The 17723-nt window shown below is 45.3% G+C and carries 13 protein-coding genes and 8 tRNA genes; 1 reads left to right on the top strand and 20 read right to left on the bottom strand.

Annotation, left to right across the window (positions count from 1 at the left end):
* The first annotated feature begins 50 nt into the window (after positions 1-50).
* Complete coding sequence (locus tag AACQ75_RS16565) at positions 51-1325, top strand: HlyC/CorC family transporter (protein ID WP_017045776.1); 1275 nt, start codon at positions 51-53, stop codon at positions 1323-1325.
* An 83-nt stretch (positions 1326-1408) separates the two neighbouring features.
* On the opposite strand, the gene luxS is transcribed toward AACQ75_RS16565, so the two are convergent.
* From luxS to recX, 20 genes are all read right to left on the bottom strand, one after another.
* On the bottom strand, positions 1409-1927 hold the full coding sequence (luxS, locus tag AACQ75_RS16560) for an S-ribosylhomocysteine lyase (protein WP_010319518.1): 519 nt from the start codon (positions 1925-1927) through the stop codon (positions 1409-1411).
* Between the two features lie 64 nt (positions 1928-1991).
* Positions 1992-3557, bottom strand: coding sequence for a glutamate--cysteine ligase (gene gshA, locus AACQ75_RS16555; RefSeq protein WP_026027564.1), 1566 nt, complete (start codon positions 3555-3557; stop codon positions 1992-1994).
* A gap of 102 nt (positions 3558-3659) precedes the next feature.
* Complete coding sequence (locus AACQ75_RS16550; RefSeq protein WP_170889085.1) at positions 3660-6515, bottom strand: M16 family metallopeptidase; 2856 nt, start codon at positions 6513-6515, stop codon at positions 3660-3662.
* 9 nt (positions 6516-6524) lie between these two features.
* Complete coding sequence (locus tag AACQ75_RS16545; protein WP_013857698.1) at positions 6525-6986, bottom strand: YqaA family protein; 462 nt, start codon at positions 6984-6986, stop codon at positions 6525-6527.
* The gene (locus AACQ75_RS16540; RefSeq protein ID WP_170889084.1) at positions 6980-7930 is read right to left on the bottom strand and encodes an NADP-dependent oxidoreductase; all 951 of its coding nucleotides are present in this window, start codon (positions 7928-7930) and stop codon (positions 6980-6982) included. The genes AACQ75_RS16545 and AACQ75_RS16540 overlap by 7 nt, the downstream gene beginning before the upstream one ends.
* 117 nt (positions 7931-8047) lie before the next feature.
* A complete protein-coding gene (locus tag AACQ75_RS16535) occupies positions 8048-9178 on the bottom strand; it encodes a sodium ion-translocating decarboxylase subunit beta (RefSeq protein WP_013857700.1) in 1131 nt (376 codons plus the stop codon).
* 9 nt (positions 9179-9187) lie between these two features.
* Positions 9188-10966 (bottom strand): sodium-extruding oxaloacetate decarboxylase subunit alpha, encoded by a 1779-nt coding sequence (gene oadA / locus AACQ75_RS16530; RefSeq protein ID WP_170889083.1) that lies wholly within the window; start codon positions 10964-10966, stop codon positions 9188-9190.
* 30 nt (positions 10967-10996) lie between these two features.
* Complete coding sequence (locus tag AACQ75_RS16525) at positions 10997-11251, bottom strand: oxaloacetate decarboxylase subunit gamma (protein ID WP_029388148.1); 255 nt, start codon at positions 11249-11251, stop codon at positions 10997-10999.
* A gap of 373 nt (positions 11252-11624) precedes the next feature.
* Positions 11625-11701, bottom strand: a tRNA-Arg gene (locus AACQ75_RS16520).
* Between the two features lie 66 nt (positions 11702-11767).
* A tRNA-Arg gene (locus AACQ75_RS16515) sits at positions 11768-11844 on the bottom strand.
* 36 nt (positions 11845-11880) lie between these two features.
* Positions 11881-11957 (bottom strand) — tRNA-Arg (locus tag AACQ75_RS16510).
* 66 nt (positions 11958-12023) lie between these two features.
* A tRNA-Arg gene (locus AACQ75_RS16505) sits at positions 12024-12100 on the bottom strand.
* 36 nt (positions 12101-12136) lie between these two features.
* A tRNA-Arg gene (locus tag AACQ75_RS16500) sits at positions 12137-12213 on the bottom strand.
* A 66-nt stretch (positions 12214-12279) separates the two neighbouring features.
* Positions 12280-12372, bottom strand: a tRNA-Ser gene (locus tag AACQ75_RS16495).
* A gap of 31 nt (positions 12373-12403) precedes the next feature.
* Positions 12404-12480 (bottom strand) — tRNA-Arg (locus tag AACQ75_RS16490).
* A gap of 41 nt (positions 12481-12521) precedes the next feature.
* Positions 12522-12614: transfer RNA gene (locus AACQ75_RS16485), tRNA-Ser, on the bottom strand.
* A gap of 186 nt (positions 12615-12800) precedes the next feature.
* The gene (gene csrA / locus AACQ75_RS16480) at positions 12801-12998 is read right to left on the bottom strand and encodes a carbon storage regulator CsrA (protein WP_010320440.1); all 198 of its coding nucleotides are present in this window, start codon (positions 12996-12998) and stop codon (positions 12801-12803) included.
* A 92-nt stretch (positions 12999-13090) separates the two neighbouring features.
* On the bottom strand, positions 13091-14278 hold the full coding sequence (locus AACQ75_RS16475) for an aspartate kinase (protein ID WP_170889082.1): 1188 nt from the start codon (positions 14276-14278) through the stop codon (positions 13091-13093).
* 205 nt (positions 14279-14483) lie between these two features.
* Positions 14484-17066: an alanine--tRNA ligase gene (alaS, locus tag AACQ75_RS16470; RefSeq protein WP_094123532.1), complete on the bottom strand. Its 2583-nt coding sequence runs from the start codon at positions 17064-17066 to the stop codon at positions 14484-14486.
* A 121-nt stretch (positions 17067-17187) separates the two neighbouring features.
* Positions 17188-17691: a recombination regulator RecX gene (gene recX, locus AACQ75_RS16465; RefSeq protein ID WP_081989676.1), complete on the bottom strand. Its 504-nt coding sequence runs from the start codon at positions 17689-17691 to the stop codon at positions 17188-17190.
* Between the last annotated feature and the right edge of the window lie 32 nt (positions 17692-17723).

Below are 17723 nucleotides of genomic sequence, written 5' to 3'. Positions count from 1 at the left end.
TTTAATTAGATCATTACTTAATCACACTATTTATAAGGAAACACCACGTTTTGGACGACATTTCAACGGGTATATTGTTTGCACTACTCGCGGGTCTCATCGTAATTTCGGCTTATTTTTCAGGTTCAGAAACCGGCATGATGTCTTTGAACCGCTACCGCTTAAAGCACTTGGCCAATACCGGCCACAAAGGTGCAAAGCGTGTCGAAAAACTGCTTGATCGTCCAGATCGCCTCATTGGTTTGATACTCATTGGCAACAACCTAGTCAATATTTTAGCTTCTGCAATTGCCACTATTATTGGTATGCGCCTTTATGGGGATCTAGGAGTGGCCATTGCCACTGGTGCGCTGACGTTGGTCGTTCTGGTTTTTGCTGAAGTGACGCCAAAAACATTAGCAGCGCTTTACCCTGAACGCGTCTCTTACGCCAGCAGCATCTTACTGACCTTCTTAATGAAGATATTGTCACCATTGGTGATGTTCATTAACTTCATCACCAATGGTTTTATCCGCTTACTAGGCCTTAAGGCCAAGCATGGAGCGGAGGATCATCTAAGCTCTGAAGAGTTGAGAACCGTCGTCAACGAAGCGGGTGGCCTTATTCCTCGTCGCCACCAAGATATGCTGCTTTCCATTCTCGATCTCGAACATGTTACGGTGAACGACATCATGATCCCACGTAACGAAATTACTGGTATCAATATTAACGATGATTGGAAATCTATCGTGCGTCAGTTAACTCACTCGCCACACGGACGCGTGGTGCTTTACCGAGACAAAATTGATGAAGCGGTTGGCATATTACGCCTTCGTGATGCTTCTCGTTTGATGTTGGAAAAAAAAGAGTTCAATAAAGAGATGATTTTACGTGCCGCTGATGAAGTCTACTTCATCCCGGAAGGCACACCGCTCAACGTACAATTACTTAAATTCCAACGCAACAAAGAGCGGATTGGCCTGATCGTTGATGAATACGGTGATATCAATGGCTTGATCACTGTTGAAGATATTCTCGAAGAGATTGTGGGGGAATTCACAACCTCGATGGCACCAAGCTTAGCCGATGAAATTACACCACAAAGTGATGGCAGCTTCTTGATTGATGGCAGCGCAAATATCCGTGACATTAACAAAGGGCTGAAGTGGAAACTGCCAACAACGGGCCCAAGAACCTTAAACGGTTTACTTTTGGAGCACCTTGAAGATATTCCAAGTAGCCATTTAAGTGTCAAAGTTTCTGGCCATGCGATGGAGATTGTGGATGTAGAAGAAAACCGCATTAAGCAGGTTAAAGTCTTTCCACGCAAAGCCAAAAAGCATTAATCGCCAGTCACTGCATAAAAGAAAGAAAAAAAGCTTGGTCACTGCCAAGCTTTTTGTTTTTAAAGGGCCAGATCTGGCGACCTTTAATCCACTTTCAGCTCTTTGAGCATCGACTCAGGTAAAGCAAGCTCATCATTTTTATTCACCGCAATACCTGCTGTGATAATCGCTTGAGCAATCTCTTTAGCTTCTGTTAACGAGTGCATTGAGGCTGTACCACATTGGTATTCGTTTAGTTCAGGGATCTGATCTTGGCTCTCTACTTTTAGCACATCATGCATCGCCGCTAACCACGCTTGCGCCACTTGCGCTTCTGTTGGCGCGCCAATCAAACTCATGTAAAAACCTGTGCGGCAGCCCATAGGTGAGATGTCGATGATTTCTACATCATGACCATTTAAGTGCGCGCGCATAAAGCCAGCATATAAATGTTCTAAAGTGTGGATCCCTTTTTCTGAAAGAATATCTTTGTTTGGAGCAGTAAAACGGAGATCAAATACGGTGATTGTATCCCCTTTAGGCGTCTGCATATTTTTTGCCACACGTACCGCAGGCGCATGCATACGAGTGTGATCTACAGTAAAACTGTCGAGTAATGGCATTGCTTTCTCCTTATTTGGCAAAGAGCGATGCTCTGCCTATCAATGTTAGATTATGATCGAGAGATCATTTTAGGTACGAAAAATAGCTTTCAAGAAATTCTTCAAAACTTTGAGTATCGTGTTGTTCTATCTGTTGCTGAGCGGCTCGAGAACGCAGCACTTCCTCTTCCATCACAGACTCAGAATAAGTTTGATAGTGATGTGCCAGGTTGGCTTGTCGGTATTCGGCTCCTAATGCACAACCTACCTTACCGAGCCCGCCAAACTGTTTAGTCTGTTCAAGTAGTTGAGCGGAAAAGGTTAATTCTGGATTATCAATCCACGAGCTTAGTTTCTCGCATACGGCTTGGTATGCGTTGCCACCACAAGCGCTATCCATTACTTGCGCTATTTTGCGTAAGTCATCGAATACATTATGCGCCCACGCTTGCAGCGTCAGTTTCTCACCGCGACAGCCAATTTGTAACTCTAAACCCGGTTTACGACCTTCTAAAATCACTTTGTTCCAGTTATCTCGCCAACATGCCAGCTCACAATTGTCCATCGGATCTGAATCTGAAAGAGCTGTCCAAGTGAGGAACAGATCGAGAAAACGCACTTGATCTTCAGTAATACCAATCGGGCTAAACGGGTTTACGTCTAACGAACGCACTTCGATGTATTCGACTCCGCCTCTCTCTAACGCTTGTGACGGTTTTTCATCATTTTTGGCCACACGCTTAGGACGGATCGGTGCATAGAGTTCGTTTTCTATCTGCAAAACATTGCTGTTGAGCTGACGATGTTCACCATCGACATATACGCCTAGTTCTGCAAACTCTTTTGATGGAGTGCGGATCGCCTGATTCAACCCTTCTAGATATTGATCCAAGCTATTAAAACCAATTTGCAAGCCACTTTGCGCGCTATTGGTATAACCTAAATCACTGAGACGCAACGAGGTAGCATGAGGCAAATAAAGCGTTTTACCAATATTTTCAAATGGCAGATGGCTTTCACGTCCGCGCACAAACGATGAACATAACGCAGGTGATGCGCCAAAGAAATAGGGAATAAGCCAGCCAAAACGGTAGTAATTACGAATCACACCAAAATAGGCTTCCGATTTTGTCTCAGTACGCTGGGATTCAGTTTGCTCGCCATGCAAGGCATCCCAAAATGATTCTGGAAATGAAAAATTGAAATGTACGCCAGAAATGATCTGCATTAAGCTGCCGTAACGACGCTTTAAGCCTTCTCGATAAAGGGTTTTCATTTTACCCGTATTCGATGAACCATATTGCGCCAGTTCGATATCATCTTCGCTGCCAACATAACAAGGCATAGAAAGCGGCCACATCTTTTCGTCACCCAATTTGGTTTGAGCAAAATGGTGAATATCCGCCAGTTGTGAGAGTAAAGTCGGCACGTCATGAGAGACTGGTGTAATAAATTCAAGCAATGACTCCGCAAAATCAGTGGTGATCCAACGGTTGGTTAATGCGCTGCCGAGTGCTTCTGGATGAGGAGTCAGAGCTAACGAGCCTTCTGGGGTATAGCGTAACGTTTCACGCTCAACGCCTCGGCCAAACTGCTTAAACACTTCTGATTTTTTAGTGACTTGTTCAAGTCGTGCGGCAAAATTAGTCAAAATAATGATTCGCTTATAGGTGAATGATCCGAATGAAAGCGGCTCTAACTCAGCAAGAGAGTAGAATGGAGGCAAACAATCTGCCCCCTATAAATGTGTACTCTAGCGGATGATTTCAAGCTCTTCTACGGGAATATCTAATTTTTCAAGTTGTGGCTTCAACGTTTTCGCATCACCCACCACGATAATTTGATACTCTTGTGGTGCAAACCATTTAGCGGCGAGTTTATTGAGCGTTGATTTTTTTACGTTTTCTACCAGTTCATTTCGTTGCTGTAGGTAATCTTCATCCAAACTATAGGTCAAAATATTACTAAGCAACTGCGCTTTTTGTGATGGTGTTTCATACGTCAGTGCATCTTGTTGGCCGACAGCAAGGCGCATAAATTTTAGCTCTTGGTCGGTTAAGCCACTTTGACTGAATGTTGCCATCTCTTTTTCTATTTCAACGATTGAAGCTACAGTGGCATCAGCACGCACTTGAGCATTGAAAACGATAGCGCCCACTTCTCGATTGCTCGCGAAATAACTCCCTGCGCCATAGGTGTAGCCTTTATCTTCACGCAAATTCTGATTAATGCGGCTGTTAAAGTTGCCCGCTAAATTAAAGTTAGCCAGTTGGCTGAGAAAAAGCTCGCCAGTGGCATCGAAAGGCAACCCTTTTCGCACAAAACGGACGATGCTCTGCGGCGCATCAGGCTTATCAACCAGATATATCTTCCGCTCTGTCAGTGGGTTCACCACTTGGGGACGTAACAAAGGAGAAGCTTCACCGCGCCACTGCCCTAAAAAGGTTAACTGTTTAGCGACCTCTTTTTTGGAAATGTCGCCAACGACAACGATTTGCGTACCATGTGGCGTGTAATGTTTCGCATAAAAGCGTTTTACATCTTCTAATGTTAAATCGTTTAGTGATTGCTCAGTGCCTTCACTTGAACGCGCAAAAATAGAGTTGCCAAACAGTACTTGACGAGTAGCTTGTGAAGCAAGCCATCCCGGTGTTTGATGCTGATAAACCAACCCTTCCAGCATCTGCTGCTTCAGCCGTGTAAAATCACTCTCTTTGAAAGCAGGATGAAATAAAACTTCTTCAACCACATCCAATGTTGCTGCAACATTCTTCTTCAAACTAGAGACCATAATACTGGTCGAATACTCATTGGCAGTAACACTGATAGTCGAACCTAACGTGTCAAGTTGAGCTTGAATGGCTTCCACTGAGCGTCGAGTTGAACCTTCTTCAAGTAGCGCCGCAGTTAAATTAGCTAACCCTTCTTTGCCACGCGCGGCATGTCGCTCTCCTGCTGGTAAATTGATATTAATTAGCACGGTCGGCGTTTCGCTGGTTTGTGTGGCTAATAACTCAATACCGTTATCAAAATAGAGTTCATACAGTGTCGGCATTTGTGCTTTCACACCTTTTGCCACAGAAGGCATGATTGAGCGATCAAATTGATCTTCAACCTGGCGATAAGCCAATTGATCTTCGGTTATCGTTTGATGCTCAGGTAGCACTCTTTTAGGTGGTACGAAATTAGCTTTTTGAACGGCAAGATCGGCTTTATGTTTAGGCACAACACTTAAGGTAACCTTATGTTGATGAGCAATGAAGCGATGATAAGCCTGTTGAATTGACTCTGGGGTGACCGCATGAATCTGAGCTAATTGCTGCTCTAGGCGATCAGGCTGCCCATAAAACGTTTCGTTGGACGCAAGCTGCGTCACTTTTCCAGATACGCTTTGCAGCGCAAAGACCGCATTCGCTTCCGCCATACCGGTAATTTGATCAAGTCGACTCTGATCTACCCCTTGCTGTTCAAACTGACTGAGTGTTTGCATTAACTCTCGATACAAGGGAGCAAGCTGAGCTTTTTCACCCGAAGGGGCCATGGCATAAACATAGAAGGTACAAGCCAATTCGGCGCAATCTTGGAATGCACCCGCATTGACGGCTTTTTGAGTTTTGACCAACGCTTGGTAGAGATAACTATTGGTACCGCTGCCTAGCACTTTGGCAAGCGCATCTAGCGATGCTTGACTTTGAGCACCGCGATATTCTGTCGGCCAGCCCACCACAACCATGGGTTGCTGAATGCGATCTTCCAAGGTAATGAAACGATCTTGCGCCAACTGGGCCGGCTGTTTAGGTGCGTTATCAACGGCTGGGCCTGCCGGTATGGTGCCAAAATATTGATTAACCCATTCAAGTGTTTGCTGAACATCAATATCACCACCAATGGTCAGCACTGCATTATTCGGCCCATACCAACGTAAGAAAAACGCTTTAAGATCGTTGACGTCCACTCGGTCAAGATCTTCGACATAACCAATGGTTTGCCATGAATAAGGGTGTCCTTCGGCATACATCGCCTCCGCCATTTTTTCCCACATCAAGCCATAGGGGCGGTTGTCGTAGTTTTGTGCGCGTTCGTTTTTTACTGTGTCACGTTGGATCTCAAATTTACGTTGAGAAACCGCGTTGAGCAAAAATCCCATCCGATCAGATTCGAGCCACAACACTTTTTCTAGCTGATTTGAAGGCACGGTTTGGTAATAATTAGTACGGTCACGGTTGGTACTCCCATTCATGGTTCCTCCCGCTTCGGTGATCAAACGAAAATGTTCTTGATCGCCAACGTGCTCCGTTCCTTGAAACATCATGTGTTCAAAGAAATGAGCAAACCCTGATTTTCCAACCTCTTCACGTGCCGAACCCACATGATAAGTGACATCGACATGCACTAAAGGATCTGAGTGATCCGGTGAGAGCACGACAGTAAGGCCATTATCGAGCTGATATTTTGCATAAGAGATCATCACTTTTCCCGGTTGAGCATCCACTTGCTCAATCAGCGTAACCCCTTTCGGTAATGATGAAAAAAAAGCGATAGGTGCGACCGTTGATGAACAGCCGTAAATGGCAATAAGAGAAAGGGCACCTAGCCAAATTTTTCTCATAACAGCTCCTTAGAAAAAACCATAGAATACAGCGGCAAGCATGATGTAACGCAGTGCTTTGCCGATCAAAATAATGACAAAAGTAGGTAAAAATTTCATGCGTAGCCAACCTGCGGCCAAACAAAGCACATCACCCACCACAGGTAGCCAACTAAATAAGAGAGCCCAATAACCATATTTATTGAGCCAAGCTAACGCTTTATGACCGTGCTTTTCGCTTTCAGTTCGATTAGGCAACCAGATACCGAGCCAATAGTTGGTCAGACCGCCGAGGGTATTGCCAGCGCTTGCAACGGCGATAACCCAAAATACGGGAAATTGATTCAGGCTTAATGTGGCGAACAAACTCGCTTCTGAGCTTCCCGGTAATAAGGTAGCACTGAGAAAACCACTAAAAAAAAGCACCCACAGCGCAGAGCCAGCAAACCAATACGAGAGCGGTTCCAAATAGGTGCTAAAAATGTCTAACATTTCATATCAAGAAGAACTTTGCCTCGAGTATGGCCTGTTTCAATCTGTTGATGAGCAGCAGCCACTTCCGCCATCGGATAAACAGCTTGAATTTCCGTTTTCAATAAGCCAACGCTGACCATATAAAGCATGGTATCAAGCTGTTCAGGATTAGGATCAACTAACATGCCTGTGGCTTCAAAACCAAGTAATTTTGCTTTTTCACAAATAAGCTCAGCACTTAGAGTCGGAACAGTAACGACACGCGCATGATCTTTCAAGCATTTCAAAGCGTCGAGAGCCGCATCACCCCCGACTAAATCAATCAGCACATCCACTTCTTCTAAACGCTGTGAAGCAGGAGCAAAATTGTAATTAATCGCATGAGCACCAAGAGTCGCTAAATAATCCAAATTTTGTTCGCTGCACGTGGTATACACTTCAGCTTTTGCTGCTAAAGCAATTTGTACCGCTAGGTGCCCGACACCACCGGCGCCCGCGAGGATCAATACGCGATCCCCCTCTTTCACTTGCGCTTTATTTAGGGCTTGCGCCGCCGTTTGCCCTGCCAGTGGCAGCACTGCTGCTGCTTCTAAGGTCACAGCATCAGGAACAAGGCTGAGTTCGCTTTCTGCCACACACAGGTATTGGCTGTAACCGCCACCACGCAACGGAAACCCAACAAAGCCCGCCACATTATCTCCAATTTGAAAGCGGCGATTATCTTCCCCCACCTCAACAACTTGTCCAGAAATATCGTAACCTGGCACCCATGGCAGCTTATCTTTGTTTTGCGCTGCAGCCCACCCCAGACCCGCCCGAGTTTTTACATCAATAGGGTTTACACCAGCAAAAGCCACTTTCACTAACACTTCGCCAGCTTTAGGTTGAGGAACGTCACTGGTTTGAATAACGAGCACCTCTGGTCCACCAAACTCAGTCATTGCGATCTGTTTATTATCCATGTCAAACTTCCCTATTGATAAAAAGAAAGGGATGCCTCAGCATCCCTTTGAATATATACCATTTTATTGCTTCTAGTTAATCTTTAGCTCGCAAAATAACCATCGGCTCGTCTAGGCTTAGCCAACAAGAGCAAGCAAAACACCTGCTGCAACAGCAGAGCCCAGTACACCTGCTACATTTGGCCCCATGGCGTGCATCAGTAAGAAGTTCTGTGGATTAGCTTCAAGCCCCACTTTGTTCACTACTCGCGCCGCCATCGGTACCGCAGACACACCAGCAGCGCCAATAAGAGGATTAATATCCTCTTTCGAGAATTTATTAAGCACTTTCGCCATCAACACACCACCAGCCGTACCAATACTGAAAGCAATAGCACCGAGCGCCAAAATACCTAATGTTTCCAAATTCAAAAACTTATCAGCCTGCAGTTTAGAACCAACGCCTAAGCCTAAGAAGATAGTAACGATGTTGATCAGTTCATTTTGCGCTGTCTTGGATAGACGCTCAACCACACCCGATTCACGCATTAAATTACCTAGACAGAACATACCCACTAATGGCGTTGCTGACGGTAAAAATAGAATCGTCATTAATAGCACCGCCAGAGGAAACAGTATTTTTTCTGTCTTCCCAACGTGGCGTAGCTGAGCCATTTTGATTTTTCGCTCTTCAGGTGTTGTAAGTGCCTTCATAATCGGTGGCTGAATGATAGGAACTAATGCCATATAGCTATAAGCCGCCACAGCGATTGCACCTAATAAATCCGGCGATAATTTACTGGCAAGGAAAATAGCGGTTGGGCCATCGGCTCCACCAATGATGGCGATGGACGCAGCATCGGCCATGGTAAATTCCATACCCGGTACATAGTTGAGTAATATCGCACCAAACAGGGTGGCGAAAATACCAAACTGAGCGGCCGCACCTAGCCATAACGTTTTAGGGTTTGCAATCAATGCCCCGAAATCGGTCATCGCGCCCACGCCCATAAAAATCAGCAGTGGAAAAACGCCCGTCTCAATACCAACATGATAAACGTAATAAAGCAGACCGCCGGGTTCGGTAAAACCCGCATTCGGAATATTCGCTAAAATCGCACCAAAGCCGATCGGCAATAACAGCAGTGGCTCAAAGCCTTTGCGAATAGCCAAAAACAGCAGTAAACAACCGACCAAAATCATGCAGATTTGGCCTAGCTGAAAATTAGCGATCCCTGTTTCAGACCATAAGGTCAGTAATCCGTCCATGGTTCTCCCTTACGCTAAGCTCAGCAATGGTGCACCAACAGTCACAGCATCACCCTCTTTGACATGAAGATCTTGAACAATACCGCCACGTGCCGCACGGATCTCAGTTTCCATCTTCATCGCTTCCAGAATCACTAACACATCCCCTTCTAACACCTCAGAACCGGCTTGAACATTCACTTTAAAAATGTTGCCAGCGAGTGGTGAAGGAACCGCTTCTGCATTGTTACTTGCCGGCACGCTTGATGACTGTGCTGCTTGAGACTGGCTGGCAGCAATTGAGCTAAGCTGGCCTTGTGGTCCCACTTCAACCGTGTAAATTTGCCCATCCACTTTAACACTGTAGGTTTCAATACCACCTTTTGTCACAACGGTAGCAGGTGTAGGTTTGGCTGACTCCAAGGTTGGCGCAGGCTCAAATGCATCCGGATTGTGACGATTTTTCAAGAACTTCAAACCGACTTGTGGGAACAATGCGTAAGTCAGAACATCATCCACCGTATCTGTAGCTAATGGAATTCCCTCTGCTTTTGCCTTTTCAAGCAATTCAGTGGTCAACACGGCCATTTCTGCATCCAACAAATCGGCTGGACGGCAAGTGATCGGCGTAAGATTACCCAACACCTTGGCTTGCAACTCAGCATTCACTGGCGCAGGCGTTGCACCGTATTCACCTTTTAATACCCCTGCAGTTTCTTTCGTGATGCTCTTATAGCGCTCGCCAGTAAGGACGTTGATCACCGCTTGTGTTCCCACGATTTGAGATGTTGGAGTCACAAGGGGAATGAAACCTAAATCTTTTCGCACACGAGGGATCTCTTCAAGAACCTCATCAAGGCGATCGGCCGCTCCTTGTTCTTTTAGTTGACCTTCCATATTAGTCAACATACCACCAGGAACCTGCGCAATAAGAATACGAGAATCGACACCTTTTAACTGCCCTTCCCATTTAGCGTATTTCTTACGCACTTCACGAAAATAAGTGGCAATCGGTTCAAGCTGTGTCAGGCTCAGGCCCGTATCACGCTCGGTTCCTTCAAGCATAGCGACCACTGTTTCGGTTGGTGTGTGCCCGTAAGTTTGGCTCATTGAAGAGATAGCGGTATCCAAAATATCGATACCAGCTTCTACCGCTTTAACGGCTGTTGCCGCTGAAAGACCAGTCGTTGCATGACTGTGCAGCGCTAAAGGTACGGCACAAGAGGATTTAATACGAGTGATCAGATCTTCAGCTTCATACGGCTTGAGCAACCCAGACATATCTTTAATACACAAAGAGTGGCAGCCGAGATCTTCCAACCGCTTGGCAAGATCAACCCAAGTATCTGAATTATGAACAGGGCTAGTGGTGTAAGACAGTGTGCCCTGCGCGTGTGCGCCAACATCAATTGTCGCTTTGACCGCTTTTTTAAAATTGCGAACATCATTCATCGCATCAAAAATACGGAAAACATCCATCCCATTCGCGTGAGCTCGTTCGACAAACTTTTCAACAACATCATCGGCATAGTGGCGATAGCCTAGTAAATTCTGGCCGCGTAGCAACATTTGCATTGGGGTGTTGGGCATCGCTTGCTTAAGCGAACGTAAACGCTCCCATGGATCTTCACCGAGAAAACGGATGCAAGCATCAAACGTTGCTCCTCCCCAAGTTTCCAGTGACCAATAACCGATCTTATCGAGCTCTGCTGCAATAGGCAGCATGTCTTCGATACGCATGCGCGTGGCAAATAGTGACTGATGGGCATCACGAAGGACCACATCCGTAATAGCTAGTGGTTTAGACATGCTCATAAACTCCTTTTCATCCTTTCTATGCTATTTAGCTAATGCGCGGTGCTGATGCACTGCTGCAGAAATTGCCGCCACAATTTGCGGGCTCACAGCTGAAGGGTTTGGTTGAACTTTTCGATGTTGAATCGGCGCTGCGATCGGTTGTGGTACTTCTTCCGGTACCAAGGTTGACATTAACCGAACGAGATAAACGAGAATAGTTAGAAAAATAAAGACTACAGCCATCCCCGTAATCATAAGGGTGGCGGCGTCAACTAATAGGCTTCCAATAGTAGTCATGTTGCTTCCTTTCTGTGTCATCCTGACAACAATTGCTACGCATTTTTACAAGTGCGATCTTGGCAAGTGGACTAGGATTATCTCGATTGGTTAATAATTGTCAATTTTGTTTAAGGGACTCTTGTAGATAACACACAAAATCGGCGAACAATTACTCACACAAATCACAAAACTCTGAATTTTCTCTATTAAGAAGGGCATTTAACTAGCCAATACGGCTACGTTAATCAAAAAATGATGCAGATACTGAGAGGGAGTTAAAACATTGCAGATTAACAAGATAAAACAAATAGTTGCCATTTTCAATTTAACAAAATAGCAACAAAAAACCAACATAAAAAAAGCCCCGCACAATGCGAGGCTTCTTAATAAATGGCGCGCTCAGGAGGATTCGAACCTCCGACCGCCTGGTTCGTAGCCAGGTACTCTATCCAGCTGAGCTATGAGCGCGCAAGGTTTTGATATTAATCAGCGATAATCGTTAACAATATCAGGGTCAATGACCCTTTGAATAAGTGGCGCGTCCTGGAGGATTCGAACCTCCGACCGCCTGGTTCGTAGCCAGGTACTCTATCCAGCTGAGCTAAGGACGCGCAGAGTTAATGAAAGTATCACTAACTTTAAATAAGTGGCGCGCTCAGGAGGATTCGAACCTCCGACCGCCTGGTTCGTAGCCAGGTACTCTATCCAGCTGAGCTATGAGCGCGCAAGGTTTTGATATTAATCAGCGATAATCGCTAACAGTATCAGGATCAGTGACCCTTTGAATAAGTGGCGCGTCCTGGAGGATTCGAACCTCCGACCGCCTGGTTCGTAGCCAGGTACTCTATCCAGCTGAGCTAAGGACGCGCAGAGTTAATGACAGTATCACTAACTTTAAATAAGTGGCGCGCTCAGGAGGATTCGAACCTCCGACCGCCTGGTTCGTAGCCAGGTACTCTATCCAGCTGAGCTATGAGCGCGCAAGATGTGAATTACATCACAAAAATTTTATTTCTGAACAAAAAAATTGACTCATGGTCAATAAATGGCGGTGAGGGAGGGATTCGAACCCTCGATACGGCTATAAACCGTATACTCCCTTAGCAGGGGAGCGCCTTCGGCCTCTCGGCCACCTCACCGCATTTTCACATTCAATCTTACGAAAGAATATGGCGCGTCCTGGAGGATTCGAACCTCCGACCGCCTGGTTCGTAGCCAGGTACTCTATCCAGCTGAGCTAAGGACGCACATTGTTCTTTATTTGGATGCTAAACCAAATAAGCAAGAATGGCGGTGAGGGAGGGATTCGAACCCTCGATACGGCTATAAACCGTATACTCCCTTAGCAGGGGAGCGCCTTCGGCCTCTCGGCCACCTCACCGTCTTGCGGAGGCACATATTACTTTTTACCAAAAATATGTCAAACACTTTCTTGGTAAAAGCGACAAAAATCAAATCAACCGTTGGCTATTTAATCAAAGCGCTGTGAAATTAAACTTTTCTGTCATATCAGTGACTTCAAAGCATAAAAAAGGCCAGCAAAATTCGCTAGCCTTCCTTGTGATAATTAGTAGTTGCTAGGTGCAACACTACCATTACCTTTTTCAGCTTGAATGCGCATGTAGATTTCTTCACGGTGGACAGAAACCTCTTTCGGTGCATTCACACCGATACGCACTTGGTTACCTTTTACACCAAGAACTGTTACTGTCACTTCATCACCGATCATTAGTGTTTCGCCAACGCGGCGAGTCAAAATTAGCATTCTTTGCTCCTTGAGTAATCTCTGTATTATATTGCAACTGCGCTATTATCCACTAAAAGTTATATTTTCGTAAACTATCTATTAGTGCGCTCTCACCCTAAAGATGCATGTTTTAGGTGAGAAGCTAACAGCTCATCTGACCCTATATAGGCCTCATGTAAAATATTGGCTGCTTTATCAACATGTTGTGACTGCATAACCAGCATTAACGATTGTTTATCAACCGAAAGAGAACTTACTTCTATTCCTTGTTCTGCCAGTAATTCACATGAGCGTTCAACTAATTCCTGAGCTAGTAAACCTACCGTGGTCAATAAACTAACGGGTTCACTATTACGGATTTTGTCATTGAAAACCAGAGCTAATTTAGCACAAGCGTCTCGTTTTATAATGACACCTGTCCATTCTGCCTCTTCGATCACACTCCACACTTCCACACCGAGCATTTGGCACTGCTTGGCTAAACTCGGGAAATGATCATGTTGCACAGTAATAAGCGCCATATCGCGTTGAATCGCAATGCCACATACTGCTTTATGACACTGCTCACCTTTGATTAGACTGCCTGCGTTTACATCAAAAGTAGACAGTACGCGTAAAGGAACTTCATTTTCCCACGCATATTGCACACAAGGTAAATGCAGAACTTTAGCGCCTTTACGTGCCATTTCTTCCATTGACGGGAAATCAACGATCTCTAATTTTTGAGCCGTTGCAACCACACGTGGATCACATGTGTAAACACCATCCACATCAGTGAATATTTGACACTCATCGGCTTTAAGAGCTCCCGCTAGCGTCACAGCGCTAGTATCAGAACCTCCACGTCCTAAAGTGGTGATATCCCCATTCTCATTCACACCCTGAAAACCCGCTACCACCACAATATGATCTTGTGCCAGCAACTCGGTAATCGTTCGAGTATCAATCATTTTAATCGTCGCGTCATTGTGTTGATTATCGGTCACAATGTTCGCTTGAGCTCCGGTTAGTGAGCGAGCTGAATAGCCTAATTTATTGAGTGTCATCGCTAATAGCGCCATAGACACTTGCTCACCAGCAGAGAGCAAAACATCAAGTTCCCTTGCAGTTGGTACACTATCGATTTGTTGTGCTAAGCCCAACAGTCGATTGGTTTCTCCTGACATTGCAGAAACAACTACAACCACTTGATTACCATCATTCTTCGCCTTAATGATGTGTTCAGCGACGGTATGGATTCGTTCTATTGAACCCACCGAGGTTCCGCCAAACTTTTGCACGATAAGGGGCTTTTTCACCTATCTTCACCTTCCCAAGACCAAAGTCTCATTAGGACCAAATCGAAAGCAGAGCACTATGTTGAGTATCGATTCAGTAGTTACAAAAACAAAACCAAGCAGATAACTGGCTCGTATCCTATTGCGCCAATTAGACCACTTGGTTTGGTAAATAAAATTACGCCCAATCAAAAAACAGTGATTGAGCGTGACTTATTACAGCGGTTTATAGATGCTCAGCAATCCAAGCATCTACTGAAGCTAAAGCGCCAGGCAAGGCATTAACATCCGTACCTCCCGCTTGAGCCATATCCGGACGGCCGCCACCTTTACCACCCACTTGCAAGGCAACCATATTGACCAGCTCCCCTGCTTTAACTTTGGCGGTAAGATCTTTGGTCACACCCGCAATCAAACCCACTTTATCATCAGCCACATTACCCAGCATGATAATGCCACTGCCTAACTGATTTTTTAGCTCATCAACCATACCACGCAGCGCTTTGTTATCAGCGCCATTAAGTTGAGCAACTAGCACTTTCACACCCGCAATTTCTTTTACATTGCTGATCAGATTGGCACTTTCTTTCGCTGCAAGTTTATCTTTTAACTGCTGCAACTCTTTTTCCAAAGATTTCGCTTTAGCCGCCATTTCAGCCACTTTGACTTCATATTGAGCCTGCTGTTGATCCAATAGATCCAGCGCGCCTTCACCCGTCACCGCTTCAATACGACGAATGCCAGCGGCAATACCGCCTTCAGAAACTATTTTGAATAGGCCGATGTCACCGGTGTTACTTGCGTGAATACCACCACACAGTTCGGTTGAGAAATCCCCCATCGACAATACACGAACTTCATCGTCGTATTTTTCACCAAACAGTGCCATAGCACCTTTGGCTTTTGCCGCTTCGATGTCCATAATATTGGTTTCAATCGTGTGGTTACGGCGAATTTGCGCGTTCACTAGACGTTCCACTTCTTTTAGCTCTACGGGCGTCATTGCTTCTAAATGAGAGAAGTCAAAACGCAAGCTTTCCGCTTTTACCAATGAGCCTTTTTGCGCCACGTGCGAACCTAATACTTGGCGAAGTGCAGCATGCAACAAATGTGTGGCGGAGTGGTTCAGTGAAATTGCAGCGCGGCGCTTAGCATCAACAATGGCTTTCGCTTCATCGCCTTTGGCGAGTACGCCCTCGATGAGTTCACCGTGATGAGCAATGGCGTTGCCGAGTTTTTGTGTATCTTCAACTTTAAACAAGCCCGTGGCCGTTTGAATAACACCCGCATCGCCACATTGACCACCGGATTCAGCGTAGAAAGGTGTTTCGCCCAAGATCAAAATCGCTTTATCACCCGCAGATAGAGTGTCAACTTCATTGCCGTCAACAAACATAGCGGCAATGCGGCTCTCGCCTTTTGTCGCGCTGTAGCCACAGAAAGCGGTATTGGTATCAACTTTAATGATTGCATTGTAGTCAGTGCCAAATTGGCCCGCTTCACGCGCTCGTTGACGCTGCTCTTCCATCGCTTTTTCGAAACCTAGTTCGTCAATGGTCAGCTCACGTTCACGTGCAACATCATTAGTTAAATCAGCCGGAAAACCGTAGGTATCGTAAAGTTTAAAGACAGTTTCACCATCCAGTACGCTACCCTCTAAATTATCGAGTGCATCATTGAGGATCGCCATACCGCGTTCAAGAGTGCGACCGAAGTTCTCTTCTTCAATGCGCAGCACTTTTTCTACAAGCGCTTGCTGCTTTTTCAGTTCTTCACCAGCCGTTCCCATCACTTGTGCTAATGGGCCAACCAATTTGTGGAAGAAGGCACCTTGTGCGCCCAATTTATTACCATGACGCACCGCTCGACGAATAATCCGACGCAGTACATAGCCACGGCCTTCATTCGATGGCATCACACCATCCACAATCAAGAAAGCACAAGAACGGATGTGATCAGCAACAACGCGTAGCGATTGATTGGAAAGATCGTCATAACCCGTTACATCAGCGGCGGCTTTAATCAAGGCTTGAAACACATCAATTTCATAGTTTGAGTGAACACCCTGCATGATCGCAGAAATACGTTCAATACCCATACCGGTATCAACGGAAGGTTTTGGAAGTGGCTCCATCGTGCCATCGGCATGACGGTTAAACTGCATGAATACGTTGTTCCAAATTTCAATGAAACGATCGCCATCTTCCTCTGCCGAACCTGGAGGACCACCCCAGATATGATCGCCATGATCGTAGAAAATTTCAGTACAAGGACCACACGGACCCGTATCACCCATTTGCCAGAAGTTGTCTGACTCATAAGCTTTACCACCCGGTTTATCGCCAATGCGAATAATGCGCTCAGCCGGAATGCCTACTTTTTTGTTCCAGATATCAAATGCTTCATCATCGGTTTCATACACGGTAACCAGTAGACGATCAGCGGGCAACTTGAGTGTTACAGTAAGAAACTCCCACGCGTATGCAATAGCGTCTTCTTTGAAGTAATCACCAAAGCTGAAGTTACCCAACATTTCAAAAAAGGTATGGTGACGAGCGGTAAAACCAACGTTTTCCAGATCGTTATGCTTACCACCAGCTCGCACACAACGTTGCGCCGTTGTTGCACGTGTATAAGCACGCTTTTCTAAACCAAGAAAACAATCTTTAAATTGGTTCATTCCTGCATTTGTGAACAACAGGGTTGGGTCATTAGCGGGGACTAATGATGAACTATCAACAATTTGGTGTCCTTTACTTTCAAAGAACGAGAGGAACGCGCGGCGAACCTCATCAGTGCTCATAAACATGCAGCTCTTCCTGAAATACTCAAGTTAGAATTTTGCGTTATTGTAAAGCATGGACAAGAGTTCGACTAGTTTTCTTATAGAAAAGGCATGGCAGGAAATAAATTGCAGATCAGACGAAGAGTTAAGCTTCCGATGATGATAAAGCGTAGCTAATTTGCTCGAAGCTAAAGCCTCGATACTGCAAAAAACGCACTTGTTTGGCATGTTCTTTTGAACCTTTTTCCGCAGGTTCTCTGAATTTTTTTTCAGCCACTGCTTTTGCCAATTCAAACCAATCTTGAGGCTCTTGATATAAAGCGGTTTCAATATCATCGCTACTGACTCTTTTTTGGCTCAGCTCTTGTCGAATACGCCGCTCACCATGACCTTTAGTGACATGTTGTCTTATTTGACTTGCGGCATAGCGCAGTTCATCCAAATAATGGTTCTCAAGGCAGTAACTCATTGTTTGAACGATAATTTCCGAATCATACCCTTTACTCATGAGCTTTTGCTGTAGCTCATGCTCGCTGTGATCTCGTCGGCTCAGTAATTGCAATGCGCACTCTTTGCACGATAACGTCGATTTGAATTTAGAGGAATACATACTGTCCCTATTAGTCATGGATAAAACAAAGCCCTGCATTGCAGGGCTTTGTTGAAATATAAACGTGGAGA

This window comes from Vibrio sp. B1-2 (genome assembly GCF_963888445.1).
GTDB lineage: Bacteria > Pseudomonadota > Gammaproteobacteria > Enterobacterales > Vibrionaceae > Vibrio > Vibrio anguillarum.
The sequence above is the reverse complement of the archived record's forward strand: the minus strand, read 5'-3'. Positions and strand labels throughout refer to the sequence as shown.